This window comes from Bordetella flabilis (assembly GCF_001676725.1).
Taxonomy (GTDB): domain Bacteria; phylum Pseudomonadota; class Gammaproteobacteria; order Burkholderiales; family Burkholderiaceae_B; genus Bordetella_C; species Bordetella_C flabilis.
The window spans coordinates 2,060,323-2,075,461 of the sequence record NZ_CP016172.1; the positions used below are offsets into that span (position 1 = coordinate 2,060,323).

The 15,139-nt window shown below is 70.2% G+C and carries 3 protein-coding genes; all 3 read left to right on the top strand.

The window, feature by feature from the left end:
* Positions 1-10: 10 nt before the first annotated feature.
* The 3 genes from BAU07_RS09090 to BAU07_RS27710 are packed head-to-tail and all read left to right on the top strand — an operon-like array spanning position 11 to position 15,139.
* A complete protein-coding gene (locus tag BAU07_RS09090) occupies positions 11-1,453 on the top strand; it encodes a cupin domain-containing protein (protein WP_232338272.1) in 1,443 nt (480 codons plus the stop codon).
* A gap of 16 nt (positions 1,454-1,469) precedes the next feature.
* A complete protein-coding gene (locus BAU07_RS09095) occupies positions 1,470-2,315 on the top strand; it encodes a YqcI/YcgG family protein (protein ID WP_084025528.1) in 846 nt (281 codons plus the stop codon).
* Between the two features lie 2 nt (positions 2,316-2,317).
* The gene (locus BAU07_RS27710; RefSeq protein WP_066656375.1) at positions 2,318-15,139 is read left to right on the top strand and encodes a non-ribosomal peptide synthetase; all 12,822 of its coding nucleotides are present in this window, start codon (positions 2,318-2,320) and stop codon (positions 15,137-15,139) included.

The window sequence follows — 15,139 nt, forward strand, 5'->3', positions numbered from 1 at the left end:
GAGACCGACCGTGACTTCGTCAATGCTGTCGCCGCTTTTCGACTTCGAACCGCACAAGGCGCGCCGGGAGGAAGCGCTCGCCCTGATCAGGCAGTTCGCCGCACACCCCGCCTTTCGCAGCGCGGTGGTCGAGGAACTGGAACTGGACGAGGATTTCTACCGCCGCCCCCTGCGTCCGGAGGACCTGGAGTTCCTGAAATTCCAGAAGCCCATCACCGCGGCCACCGTCAGCCGGCTGCCGTCGCTTACCTCGAACCGGCTCCTGCTATGCATCAACGAGCTGGATATCGCGCGCCTGCCACGCCCCGATGCGCAGGATATCGAGCGCTGCGAGGCCTTCTACGGCGACGATAGCCAGGTTACGGGCCGCCGCATCCAACCCTTCCTTGAAAGCTATGCCTTCAGTTATCTCGGCGACCAGGTGCGCGATGCGGTGCCTGCCGCGCGCCAGCGTGAATGGCTGCGCGCGGTGTACGAGGCCGAGTCGGCGCAGTGGAGCGACATGCTGGCCATGCTCGAAGCGAACGACTACCTGCAGGAAGGCTTGCGCTTTATCTTCATCCAGAACTGGAGTCTCCTGCCGTCGCGCCAGGTGGCCGTGGCGCGCGCGGCGGTATCCGGGTACTTCGATGCGGTCGAGCCGGCGGACAGGCCCGGCCTGGCGCCTTCGGCCGGCGTCGAGCGCATGATGACGCAGGCCGCCGCGATGCTGGGCGTGGCCAGGCGTGCCCATTCCTACTGGCAGTTCTACCTGCCGACGAGTCTGGCGAAGACCAACCTGCTGCACGCACTGGCCCGGCGTCCGCATCGTGCCTTCGCATTGCTGGGGACGGCCTATGCCGCCGAGGCGGAGTGGCTGGCCTTCATCGCGGCCCTGCGCACGGCGTGCCCGCACCTTGCGATGGATGTGGACGGCCAGCCGATCGCTGCGGACGGTATCGATGCGCTCGACGGGCGCTTCACACGCGCGCTGGACGCGATCGGCCGGGCGCATGGACGCATCGGCCTGGGCTGCGTCGCGCAGGGCTTGGCCGGCTATGCGTTGCTGGCCGACCGAGCGCGCTGGGACCGCGGGGAGCAACTGGGTTGGCTGTCGTCGATCCGACAGTATTGCGCCTGGGCCGGCGATATCGAAAAACGCATCCACGTCGAGTGCCCGAATATCGACCGGGAAACCTTCGTCGAGCCGCGCGAGATGTGTTCGACCACGCATGTGCACAACGACCATCGCCTGGTCGTGATCGAGGAGGGCGACATGGTGTTCTGGGGCAATCTGGGCATGCAGCTGGAGATGACCGTGGGCGATAAGGTGCTGATACCGGATGGTCGCCTGCACGGGTCGACCGTGGTGTCCGCGGAGTGCACCTATCACCAGCCCATCATCCCGGAAGCCTGGATCGCCGAATTGCGCGCCCGCGCGCGGAACGGTGCGACCGCCTCCCTGGCGACCTAGAGAAATGGAGAACGGTATGCACCCCGAGTCGCTCGACGCAGCGGCGCGCGAGGACGCGCCGCGCAATGGATCCTGGCGCGAACGCATCATCCTGGGCGACGAATGCCCGCCGCGCGCCGTGCCCGAATGGCTTGCCGCGTCGTATGAAACCTTGCGCGGCAAGGTGATGGATCCCGCGTATCCCTGCTTCTTCGGAACGCAGGCGGAGAAGCGAGGCGAGATGTTCTATTCCTATGTGACGGGCCGCGATTGGTCGATGCTGCCCGCGACCATGCGGACCTTCGCCAGCCTGTCCGCGCTGCCGCAGTACCAGAAGAACAACATTGCCATCTTCTTCGAGCCGGACCGCGAGCCGCGCGGGCATGACGCGTATCGCGAGGACTTCTGGCGCATCCTGCAGGGCCTGCATGATGTCGATCCGGATCCGGCCGCGGACGGCCAGCCCGACCCCGATCACGCGGACTGGGAGTTCTCCTTCGCCGGCGTGCAGATGTTCGTGGTGTGCGCCTGCCCGTCCTTCCGGGTACGCCGCAGCCGCAACCTCGGCCCCGGCATGGTGCTGCTGTTCCAGCCGCGCAGCGTATTCATCGACAAGGTCACCAATCGCGTGATCGGGGTGCAGGCCCGCACGGAGGTGCGCCGACGCCTGGAGCGCTGGGACGACATCGGCGCGCATCCCGACCTGGGTTTCTACGGCGACCCCGCCAATCGCGAATGGAAGCAGTACTTCCTGCCGGACGACAACAGCGCGGCGTCGCGCTGCCCCTTCCTGAACCGCCGCCATGCGGCAAGCGGAAGCGCCGCAGCTGACGAGGCGGCATCGATGCAGACGCCGGTACGACTCAAGGGCAAGGGCCTCTAGACATGGATTCCATCGTGGACAAGCAGCATCCCGGCGATGCGCCGGCAGATATGCCGCGTAATGGCGGCTGCGAGGCGGGCACGGCCGGCATGCACGGCGACGCGGCGGCCGGGCTGCACCGCGGCATGCTGGACGTGTCGCGCGCCTACGCGGCGCTGCCGGCGGACAAGCGAGAGGCGTTCCGGACGGCCCTGGCCAGCCGCGGCATCGACGGCGCCAGGCTGCCCATCGTGGCGTTGCCGCCGCGGCAGGGACGGTCTGCGCTGTCGTACGCGCAGGAGAGGCTGTGGTTCCTGTGGCGGCTGGATCCGGACAGCGCGGCGTACAACATCGCCGCGGCGATACGTGTACGCGGCGGACTGGATGTGGCCGCGGCGCGCCGGGCGCTGGCCATGCTGGGCGCGCGCCATGACATCCTGCGGTGCCGCTTTGTCGAGGTGGACGGCGTGGGCATGCAGGAGTTCGCCGATATCGAGCCCGCATGGCGGCACGATGACATATCGCCCACACCCTCGCCGGAGCGGGAAGCGACACTGGCGCGCCTGCTTCGCGAGCTTTCTGTGGCGCCCTTCGACCTGCAGCGCGGGCCGGTGCTGCGGGTGACGCTGATCGATGCCGGTCCGGCGGAGCAGGTGCTGCACTTCACGATGCACCACATTGCGGCCGATGGCTGGTCCCTGGGCTTGCTGCAGCAGGAGTTCGCACGCGCGTACGAAGCGGCGCTGCGCGGTGTCGCGGACACGACGCGGCCGCACGAGCTCCAGTTCGCCGATTTCGCCCGCTGGCAGCGCGAATGGCTGGAACCGGCCGCACTGGCGCGCCAGCTGGCCTTCTGGCGCGAACGGCTCGGGACCGCGCATCCGGTGCTGGAGCTGCCGATGTCGTTCCGGCGTATCGGGCCGCGCACCGCGGAGGGCGCCGGCGTGGTGCGACCCCTCGGCGGCGCACTGTCGCAGGCGCTGCGCGGCCTGGCGCGGGAGGCGGACGCCACGCCCTTCATGGTGTTTCTGGCGGCCTATGCCGTCCTGCTGTCGCGCTACGGCAACCAGCAGGACATACGCATCGGCGTGCCGGAGTCCGGCCGGCAGCGCCGCGAAACACAAGACCTGGTCGGCTTCTTCGTCAACACGCTGGTGATACGCAGCGAGTTGCATGGACTGGAACGTGTCGCCGATCTGTTGGCGCATGTGCGTGAGCGCGTGCGCGAGGCCCACGCGCATGGGGACGTGCCGTTCGCCGCCGTGGTAGACGCGCTGCAGCCGCCGCGCAGCCTGTCGCATACGCCGCTGTTCCAGGCCGCGATGAACTACACGGCCGCCAGGCCATCGCACTTCCGGGCTGCCGACCTGGACCTCGAGAGCCTGCCCATGCTGACGGAGACCTCGCGCTTCGATCTGACGCTGGTCGTGACGGACGGCGAAGAGATTCGCGTCGGCTTCAATTATTCGAAGGATGTGTTCGACGGGCGGGTGGTGGAACGGATGCTGGGGCAGTTCGAAGCCATCCTGGCGCGGATGGCGGAAGGCGGCGCGGCGCTTGCCCTGGCCGACATCGCGTTGGAGCGTGACGGCAAGGGCCACGCGCCGCGCGCGGACCATCCCTTCGTTCCGGTGGCGCGGCGCGTCCGCGCGCGGGCGGCATCGCAGCCGGCTGCGCCGGCGCTGCATTGCGAGGGGCAGGGCTTGCGCTATGGCGAGCTGCAGCAGTGGGCCGATGCCATCGCGGCCCGCTTGCGCGGCGCCGGGGTGGGGACGGAGCACCGGGTGGGGCTGTGCGTGCGCCGTTCGGTGGCCTTGCCGGCGGCGTTGCTGGGCGTGTGGAACGCCGGCGCGGCCTTCGTGCCGCTGGATCCGGACTATCCGGCCGAACGGCTGGCGCAGATGATGTGCGATGCCGGCGTGCGCGTGGTGCTGGCCGATGCGCACACGGTGACGCAGCTGGGTTCATTGCTGGCTGACCGGCATGTGATCGACGTGGCGGCATGCGCGCGGGCTGTGGATTCCGGGGAGGCCGGCGCGGCAGTGGCGACCGATCACGAGGTTGCGGACGGGAAGGGTCGGAGCGACCGGAACAACCTGCGCGTCCCGAACTCGAACTCGAACGACCGGAACGACCCGAATGGGCAGGAAGACGCGGTGCCCGAGGCGGACCCCCCGGTCCATCCGGACCAACTGGCCTACGTCATCTACACCTCCGGCTCCACCGGCACGCCCAAGGGCGTGGCGGTATCGCAGCGGTCGCTGAGCCTGCACCTGGACGACTTCATCCAGGCCTACGGCATCGGCGCGAGCGATATCCAGCTGCAGTTGTCGACCATCAACTTCGACGTCTTCCTGCACGAGCTGCTGCCGGCGCTGATCCAGGGCGGCCAGGTGCGCATGCGCGGCCCGCAGGCCTGGGACCTGCGGACCACCAGCCGCGAACTGGCGGACGGGCGCGTCACCTTCTCGCGCATCCCCACGGCCTACTGGCAGCAATGGCTGCGCGAGCCGCCGCCGGCGCAGGCGCTGCGCGCCCTGCGGCAGATCACGGTGGGCGGCGAGGCGCTGCCCGGCGACGCCTTGCGCCAGTGGCGCAGCGGGCCGCTGGGCCACATCGACCTGGACAACCTGTACGGGCCGACCGAGACGACGGTGGCCTGCATGGCGCGGCGCACCGAAGAAGCCGATACCGGGCAGGCCATCGTCTGCATCGGCCGGCCCTATCCGTCGCGCAGCGTGTACGTGATGGACGGCCAGGGCAACGAGGTGCCGGTCGGCGCCCTGGGCGAGCTGTGCATCGGCGGCGATACGCTGGCGCGCGGCTACCTGAACCGGCCCGGGCTGACAGCCGAGAAGTTCATCCCGGACCCGTACCGCGCGGACGGTGCGCGCCTGTACCGCAGCGGCGACCTGTGCCGGCGTCGCGAGGACGGCGCGATCGATTTCCTGGGCCGCATCGACCAGCAGGTCAAGCTGCGCGGTTTCCGCATCGAGTTGGGCGAGATCGAGGCGGTGCTGCGCCAGGTGCCGCAGGTCGAGGAGGCGCTGGTGGCGCTGCGCGGGCAGGGCGAGGGCAGCCGGCTGGTGGCGTATATCGTGGGGCAGGCCGATGAGCCGGCGTTGCGCGCGCAGGTGTCGCGCAAGCTGCCGGCGTACATGGCGCCGTCGGCCTATGTGCGGCTGGATGCCCTGCCGCTGATGGCCAATGGCAAGCTGGACCGCGCGGCGCTGCCCGAGCCGACCGACACGGCGGTGGAAAGGCGCATCGTCGCGCCGCGCAGCGAAACGGAAGCACGCCTGCTGGTCATCTGGCAGGAGGTGCTGGGCCGGCAGGACATCGGCGTCACCGACAACTTCTTCGAGGTCGGCGGCGATTCCATCCTCAGCCTGCGCATCATTGCCCGCGCCGCGCAAGCCGGCCTGGGCCTGACACACCGCCAACTGTTCGATACGCCCGACATCGAACGCCTGGCGCACGCTGCCGACCAGCACGGCACGACGGGGTCGGCGGACACCCCTGGCGAAGTCCGCACGCCGCTGCCCTTGACACCGATCCAGCGAGTCTTCTTCGAACGCCATCCGCACGGCGAATCGCACTGGAACCAGTCCGTGCTACTCAAGGTTCGCGCCGCCGGGGACGAGGAACGAGGCTCGCGAACCAAAGGCGTCGATATGCGCGCGCTGCGCCGGGCCCTGCAGCTCCTGCTGGACAGGCATGATGCGCTCCGGCTGCGTTTCGGAAGCGAGTGGGACCAGGACGGAACAGCCGCCGGTGGGACGACGGCGGGCGGCCCGGATCGGGACGGCGATGCCGGCGTCGGGGCCAGCATCTCCGCCCCGGATGGCGGGGGCATGTCCGAAACGACTTTCGGAACGCTTGGCGACCCCGGCGCGATGCCCTGGCGGCAACGTGCCGAAGCGCCGGGCACCGCCATCATGCTCGACGAGATCGACCTGGCGGGTGACCCGGCCTGGCGCGAAACCTTGCGTCAGCACGCGGACGTCCTGCAGCGCGGCCTGGACATCCGTTGCGGTCCTGTCGTACGCGCCGCCTATTTCCATGTGGGCGATCGCGAGGGCAGGCTGCTGCTGATCGCGCACCACCTGGCGGTGGATGGCGTATCGTGGCGCATCCTGCTCGATGAACTGCGTATTGCCTACGACGACGCGCGCGCCGGGCGCGACACGCCGCTGCCGCCGGCCTTGCCCTGGACGGCTTGGGTGACGGCGCTGCGCGAATACGCGAGCGGCGTCGAGGTCACCGCGGAATGGCCATGGTGGCGGGAGACGCTGGCGGACGCCCGTCCCGCGCTGCTGGCTGTCCCGGCGGGCGCGCAGGATGGCCAGAAGGAGACGCAGGGTCGACAGACGGCGATGCAGCGTGGCCAGACGGGGACGCAGGGTGACCCGGCGGCGATGCAGGCTCGCCCGACGGCGCCGTATACAGAAGGACCTCAGACCCGCGAAACGCCGACGATGTCGCCGCCGGCGCGCGAACGCCGCTCGCAGCACGTCGATGCCGGCTTGACGCGCACCTTGCTGGACGGCGCGGCACGGGCCTATCGCATGGGACCCGACGAGATCCTGCTGGCCGTGCTTGCCCGCGCGGTCCATGCCGCGACGCGCGACGACGACATCCTGGTGGCGGTGGAAGGGCACGGACGGGAGGCCATCCTGCCCGGCCTGGACCTGAGCCGCACGGTCGGCTGGTTCACCACGCGCTATCCCGTGCGCCTGCGTCCCGTGGATGCGTTGGGCCACACCCTCATCGCGTGCAAGGAAACCCTGCGCGGCGTCCCGCGCAAGGGCCTGCACTGGGGGCTGTTGCGCGCATGGGGCGATGCCGCCACGAGGGCGGAAATGGCCGCGTTGCCCGTGCCCCCGATCGGTTTCAACTATCTCGGCAGATTCGAGCGCAACATCGACGCACAGGGTCGGTTCGCGCTGGTCGGCTCGGCGGAGGGCGAGTCCGGCGGCCGGTCCATGGCGGACGACGGGCACAGCCCCTACGCGGTGGACTTGAACGCGATGGTGCTGGACGGTGAACTGTCCATGGACTGGCGTTTCGACCCCAGCCAGTATGCCCCCGGCCTGCCCGAGCGGTTGGTCGCCGCGGTCGATCATGCCTTGCGCGAGATCGCCGATCACTGCGCGACGGTCGAGCCCACCCCGACGGCGGCCGATTTCCCGCTGGCCCGGCTGGACCAGCGCGGCTTCGAAGCGCTGGGTCTGCCGACCGATGGCGTGCAGGACGTCTACCCCGCGACGCCGTTGCAGGCCGGGCTGCTGTACCAGAGCCTGGCGCGGCCGGGCGAAGGGCACTACGTCATCCAGAAGCGGCTGACCCTGGCCGGCGCTTATGACGGGGACGCCATGCGCGCGGCATGGGAGCGCGTGCTCGCCCACCACGATGTGCTGCGCACGCGCTTCGAATGGCGGCACGGCGGGGGCGTGCTGCAGATCGTGCAAAAGGAGGCGGCGCTGCCGTATGCGGAACACGACTGGTCGGCGCGCGACGCCGCGGACTACGACCAGGCGCTGCGCGCATGGCTGTGCGACGACATGGCGCGCGGCTTCGATGCCGCGGTCGCGCCGCTGTTGCGCATCGCGGTCTTTCGCCGGCACGATGGCGCCTGCGACCTGGTCTGGACCGGACACCACCTGCTGACCGACGGCTGGAGCAGCGCGCGCCTGCTCGGCCAGGTCGTCGCGTGCTACCGCGAGGCGGCCGTCGGCCGCGTGCACGTGTTGCCGCCCACGCGGCCCTACCGCGACTATGTGAGCTGGCTCGCCGGGCAACCCGATGCCGAGGGCTGGTGGCGCGATCGCCTTGCCAAGGTCGACGACCCCGCGACCCTGCGGCAGGCCGGACTCTGCGATGCGCAGAGCGGCGCTGTGAATGGCATGGGTGAATGGGTGCAGTGCCTGGATGGGGTGCGTGGCGAAGCACTGGCGCATGCCGCGCGCCGCCATCGCGTCACCTTGAATACGCTGGTGCAGGGCGCGTGGGCCTTGCTGCTGGGCCGCTGCGGGCACCGCCGCCAGGCCGCCTTCGGTATCACCGTATCCGGGCGGCCGCCGGAACTGCCCGGCATGGAGGAGATGCTCGGACTGTTCATCAACACCCTGCCGTTATGGGTGGACCTGCCGCCCGACATGCCGCTGTCGCGCTGGCTGTCCTCCCTGCAGGACGCCAACGCGGCGCTGCGGCAATACGAATACACGGACCTGGCGCGGCTGCAGAAATGGGCAGGCGTGCACGGCGATGCGGACGCCTTGTTCGACAGCCTGGTCGTCTTCGAGAATTATCCCGTGGACCCGGCGCTGCGCGCGCGGACGGGCCCCCTGGCGCTGCGCGACTATGGCGTGGAAGAGCGCACGCACTATCCTTTGGTGCTCACCGCGTCGCATGACGGCCAGTTGCGCCTGCACTGGAAATGGGACCGGCGCCGCATCGCCGACGGTACCGCGCAGGGCTTGGCACGGCGCTACCTCGATCTGCTGCAGAGGCTCGCCGCCGATGGCGACCCGTGCCTGGGAGCGCTGGGGCTGGTGCCGGAGACCGAGGCCATGGCGCGGGCCGCGCGCCAGCCGGCGCAGGAACCCGCCACGCTGTCCGGTGCGCCGGATACCGAGCCGCTGCACCGGCAGATCGCCCGGCAGGCGCGCCTGCGGCCGCAGGCCGTCGCGCTGACGCTGGACGGCCTGGCCATGACCTATGGCGAGCTGGACCGGCGTGCGAACCGGCTGGCCCATCGGCTTATCGCGCAAGGGGCAGGCCCCGAGTGCCGCATCGGGCTCGCTGCACCGCGCTCCATGGCGCTGGTCGTCGGCATGCTGGGCATTCTGAAGGCCGGCGCGGCCTACGTTCCGCTGGATCCCGACTATCCCCACGAACGGCTGGCCTACCTGATCGAGGACAGCGGCATCGACGTGCTGGTGGCGCACCCGGCGGCACGCGGGTCGCTGCCGGCGCTCTCTGTGCCGCTGGTGACGCTCGCGCCGGATCCTGCATCCCTGGCACCGGGGAATGCGGAGCCGAAGAACGAGGGGGCGAAGAACAGGGACGCGATGAGCGCGGACGCGAAGACGGGCGCGGGGAACAAGGACGCGAAGATCGAGGACGCGGAGATCGAGGACGCGGAGAACGAGGACCCGGACGACGACGCACGGCTGGACCGCGATCCCGCGGTACCGGTCCATCCCGACAACCTGGCCTACGTCATCTACACCTCGGGTTCCACCGGCCAGCCCAAGGGCGCGCAGCTATCGCACCGCAATGTGTCGCGGCTGCTGTCACGCACGCAGGCATGGTTCGATTTCCGCAGTGACGATGTCTGGACCCTGTTCCATTCCTATGCCTTCGACTTCTCGGTGTGGGAAATCTTCGGCGCGCTGTGCCACGGCGGGCGGCTGGTCATCGTGCCGCAGCCGGTCAGCCGCGATCCGGCCGCCTTCCTGGCGCTGTTGCAAGGGGAGCGCGTCACGATCCTGAATCAGACGCCTTCGGCCTTCCGGCCGTTGATTGATGCGGCCATGGCCGCATCGGCGCCGGCCCTGGACTTGCGCGCCGTGGTCTTCGGCGGCGAGGCGCTGGACCCACAGATACTGCGCCCGTGGTTCGACCGCTATGGGGACGCCCGTCCGCAACTGGTCAACATGTACGGCATTACCGAAACGACGGTGCACGTCACGTACCGGCCGATCGTTGCCGCCGATGCGGCGCGTCATGGCAGTCCGCTGGGCCAGCCGATTCCTGACCTGGGCATGTACGTGCTGGACCGCGATGGCAACGCGGCCGCGCCCGGCATCGCCGGTGAACTCTATATCGGCGGCGCGGGACTGGCGCGGGGCTACTTGAACCGCCCGGGCCTGACGGCCGAGCGCTTCGTTCCGAATCCGCATGGCCCCGCGGGAAGCCGTCTTTATCGAACCGGGGACCTGGCGAGGCTGCAAGAGGGTGGGGGCGCGACGCGCCCGCGGATGGACGATGCGGAGGACCCGGTTGCCGGCGCACCGCGGGCGGACGATGTCGCGGATGATCTTCAATATGATGTCCAGGGTGATGTCCGGGGTGATGTCCCGTGCGATGTCCACTACGTCGGCCGTATCGACGGGCAGGTGAAGATACGCGGCTTCCGCATCGAACTCGGCGAGGTCGAGGCGCGCCTGCGCGCTTGCGACGGGGTGGCCGACGCGGTGGCGGTGGCCCGGGCGCAACACGGCGCCATGCGCGTGGTTGCCTATGCCTGCCCGCCCACGGGGCACACGCTGGACGCCGGATCCTTGCGGGATGCGATGGCGCGCCAGTGTCCGGCGCATATGGTGCCCGCGGCCATCGTGGTGCTGCCGGCGCTGCCGCTGACCCCCAACGGCAAGGTCGACCGGCGCGCTTTGCCAGAGCCGGAGTTCCGCGCGGCCGACGACGCGCCGCCGATGGGGCCCGTTGAACACACGCTGGCGGAGGTATGGCAGGAAGTCCTGGGCCTGCCGCGCGTCGGCCGGCACGACAACTTCTTCGCCCTGGGCGGTGACTCCATCCTTAGCCTGCAAGTCCTGGCGCGCGCAAGCAAGCGCGGCCTGCGGGCGACGCCACGGCAGTTGTTCGAGGCGCCGACCATCGCGGGGCTCACCCAGCGCATCGCGGACGACGAGGGCCCGCCCGCCGACGGCGCCGAAGTTTCAACACCGACGCGGACCGGGGCGGCGGGCGAGGCGGCAATGGCCGCGCCCGGCTTCGATGCGGCGTCGCTGACGCCACGCCAATGGGCGCAGTTGGGCGTGGACCGGAACGCCATCCAGGACCTGTATCCCGCCACGCCGTTGCAGCACGGCATGCTGTTCCACAACCTGCTCCAGGACGGGCAGGGTGTCTATATCGACCAGAACGGATTCCGCCTGAGCGGCGCGCTGGATGCCGGCGCGCTGCAGGCCGCATGGTCGCTGGCCGTTGCGCGTCACGATATCCTGCGCACGGCCTTTGTCTGGCCGCCCGGCGCCCACGCGATGCAGGTGGTCATGCGCGAGGCCGTCCTGCCTTTCCAGGAACACGACTGGCGGCACAAGTCGGCGGACGATTACGAAGTCGATCTCGAAACCTGGCGCCGGAAGGATCTGGCCACCGCTTTCGCGTTGAGCCGGCCGCCGCTGCTGCGCGTCGCCGTATTCTCGGGGCCGGACGGACGGCACGATGTGATCAGCACCAATCATCACGTCCTCCTGGACGGATGGAGCTATGCGCAACTGGTCGGCGAAGTCATGGCCGCGTACCGTGCGGGGCGGCGCAATGAAGCGCCGAGCCTGCCTCCGCCGGGCCGGTTCCGCGCCTATGTCGATTGGCTGGGGCGACAGGCGCCGCCGCGCGCGTGGTGGCAGGCCCGCCATGCCGAGGCCGGCGAGCCCGCCACCCTGGGCAGCAGCGTGCTGCCGCCGGCGGCCGAAGGACTGTACGACAGCGAACACCTGCATCACCTGGTGCACGAACTGGACGAAGCGGCGACGATACGCCTGGAGCAGGCGGCGCGCCGCTACCGCGTGACTGTCAACACGCTGGTGCAGGGCGCGTGGGCGATGCTGCTGGGCCGCTATGCCAGCCGCGACCACGCGGCGTTCGGCATCACGGTATCGGGCAGGCCGACGGAGCTTCCCGAAATCGAGAATGTACTGGGGCTGTTCATCAACAGCCTGCCGCTGTGGGTGGATGTGCGCGCGGGTCAACGCGTCGGCCCATGGCTGGCGGCCCTGCAACAGCGCAACAGCGACGCGCGCGCGCATGGCCATGCGTCGGTCAGCCAATTGCAGCAGTGGACGGGGCTGTCGGGGGAGGCGCTGTTCGACAGCCTGATCGTGTTCGAGAACTACCCGGTCGACCGCAGCCTGCGCGAGGGCGATCATGGCTTGACGCTGGAACGCCTGCGCGTCACGGAGCGCACGCACTATCCCATGGTGATGGTGGTGGTGCCCGTGGCGCGAATGCGCTTCCGCTTCAAGTTCGACAGCACGCGGCTGCGCGATGCGGTGGCGCGGCGCCTGACGGCCGGTTTCCTGCACATCCTGGACGGCCTGGCGGGCGCTGATGCCGATTCCGTGCTGGGCGTCATCGCCATGGATCGCCATGCGGCCCCTGGGCGGCCGCGCGCGGACCATCCCTTCGTTCCGGCGGCGCGACGGATCCGCGCGCGCGCGGCATCGCAACCCGGCGCGCCGGCGCTGCATTGCGAAGGGCAGGCTTTGCGCTATGGCGAGCTGCAGCAGTGGGCCGATGCGATCGCGGCGCAGTTGCGCGGCGCGGGGGTCGGGGCCGAGCATCGGGTGGGCCTGTGCGTGCGCCGTTCGGTGGCCTTGCCCGCGGCGCTGCTGGGCGTCTGGAACGCAGGGGCGGCGTTCGTGCCGCTGGACCCGGACTATCCGGCCGAACGGCTGGCGCAGATGATGGACGATGCCCGGGTAGGGGTCGTCCTGGCCGATGCGCACACGGCCGCCAGGCTGGGTTCGCTGCTGGGTGACAGGCAGGTGGTCGACGTGGCGTCGTGCGCGCCGCCGGGCGGCTCGGCAGAAGCGGGCGCGGCCGTCGAGGACGTGAACGCGGACCGGAAGGGACAGAATCACCAGAGCCAGCAGAGCGACCAGAACGAGCAGCCGGTCCAGAGGGATCCTGCGGTGCACCCGGACCAGCTGGCCTACGTCATCTACACCTCCGGGTCCACCGGTACGCCCAAGGGCGTGGCGGTCTCGCAGCGTGCGCTGAGCCTGCACCTGGACGACTTCATCCAGACCTACCGCATTGGCGCCGGCGATATCCAGCTGCAGTTGTCGACCATCAACTTCGACGTCTTCCTGCACGAACTGCTGCCGGCGCTGATCCAGGGCGGCCAGGTGCGCATGCGCGGCCCGCAGGCCTGGGATCTTCGAACCACCAGCCGCGAACTGGCCGAGGGGCACGTCACCTTCTCGCGCATACCGACGGCCTACTGGCAGCAGTGGCTGCGCGAGCCGCCGCCGGCGCAGGCGCTGCGGGCGTTGCGGCAGATCACGGTGGGCGGCGAGGCGCTGCCCGGCGATGCCTTGCGCCAGTGGCGCAGCGGCCCGCTGGGCCACATCGACCTGGACAACCTGTACGGACCGACCGAGACCACGGTGGCGTGCATGGCGCGGCGCACCGGGCAGGCCGATACCGCGCAGGCCATCGTCTGCATCGGCCAGCCCTATCCCTCGCGCAGCGTGTACGTGATGGACGGCGAGGGCAACGAGGTGCCGGTGGGCGCGCTGGGCGAGCTGTGCATCGGCGGCGATACCCTGGCGCGCGGCTACCTGAACCGGCCTGGGCTGACGGCCGAGAAGTTCATCCCGGATCCGTACCGCGCGGACGGCGCGCGCCTGTACCGCAGCGGGGACCTGTGCCGGCGGCGCGAGGACGGGGCGATCGACTTCCTGGGCCGCATCGACCAGCAGGTCAAGCTGCGCGGCTTCCGTATCGAGCCGGGCGAGATCGAGGCGGTGCTGCGCCAGGTGCCGCAGGTCGAGGAGGCGCTGGTGGCGCTGCGCGGGCAGGGCGAGGGCAGCCGGCTGGTGGCGTATATCGTGGGGCAGGCCGATGAGCCGGCGTTGCGCGCGCAGGTGGCGCGCAAGCTGCCGGCGCACATGGCGCCGTCGGCCTATGTGCGGCTCGATGCCTTGCCGCTGATGGCCAACGGCAAGCTGGACCGCGCGGCGCTGCCCGAGCCGGAGGGCGTGGTCGCCGAGCGGCAGGCGGTCGCCCCGCGCAGCGAGACCGAAGCTCGGCTGCTGGCCATCTGGCAGGAGGTGCTCGCCCGGCAGGACATCGGCGTCACCGATAACTTCTTCGAGGTCGGCGGCGACTCCATCGCCGCGCTGCGCGTCATCGAAAGCGCGCGCGTGGCCGGTATGGAGGGCCAGAGCCTGGACAGGCTCTTCCGCCATCCGACCATCCGCGCGCTCTCCGACCGCACGGACGAGGACGCCTTTCCCGGAAATATCGTGCCTTTGGGTGGCACGCGCGCCGCGCCGCGGCTGTTCGCCATTCATCCTGGCTATGGGCGCGTGGAGTCGTATCGGGCCCTGGCGCGCCGCCTCGAACCGGACATCGCCGTGTATGGCGTCCAGTCGCCCGTCTATACCGAAGACGATTGGTGGCCGGCATCCTTGCAGGACCTGGTGCGCGACTACGCCGACCGCATCCAGGCGGTGCAGCCACGCGGTCCTTACCTGCTGCTGGGTTGGTCCATAGGCGGCGCGATCGCCGCGCGCGTGGCGCAGGCGCTGGAGGCGCGCGGCCACGCGGTGGATTTCCTGGGGTTGGTGGACAGCCACGCCAGACCGGGCTTCGAAGACCGCGTCCAGTCTTCCCAGGCCGACGCGATCCCGGGTCCGGGCACCGGCGGCGCACGGCGTCCTCGCATCGACCCTGCCGAAGCCGAGGCCTTGCTGGCGCAGTGGCGCGCCCAGCCGGCGATGCGCGACGCCCTCGCGGCGGCGGGACCGCGCGTGCATGTCCAGGCGGTCCACGCGCTGCTCGCGCGGACCAGCTATGAAGCCCTGCGCGGCTGGCACACGCCGTACCCGCTGCGCGCCCGCGCGCATCTATGGCTGGCCGGGCAGTCGTTGGCCGGCTCGGCCGAGGACGCCGTCCGGGCCTGGCAGGCGCTGACGGCCACGGAGGTGCGCATGGCCGGCCGGGTCGCCGCCCATCATGAAGACATCGTCACGGCTGCGGCCTTCCTGGAATCGGCGGCCGCAGCGCTCGCACAGGCCCTTGCGCCTGCCCGGAGCGCTGATGGCGCCAACGGGGCGAGTAGCGCCCCCTTCGATCTTGCAACGAGGTAG

Excerpts from the sequence above, each read along its gene's own strand:
- BAU07_RS27710 (WP_066656375.1), top strand. The coding sequence starts at position 2,318 with ATGGATTCCATCGTGGACAAGCAGCATCCCGGCGATGCGCCGGCAGAT.
- BAU07_RS09095 (WP_084025528.1), top strand. The coding sequence starts at position 1,470 with ATGCACCCCGAGTCGCTCGACGCAGCGGCGCGCGAGGACGCGCCGCGC.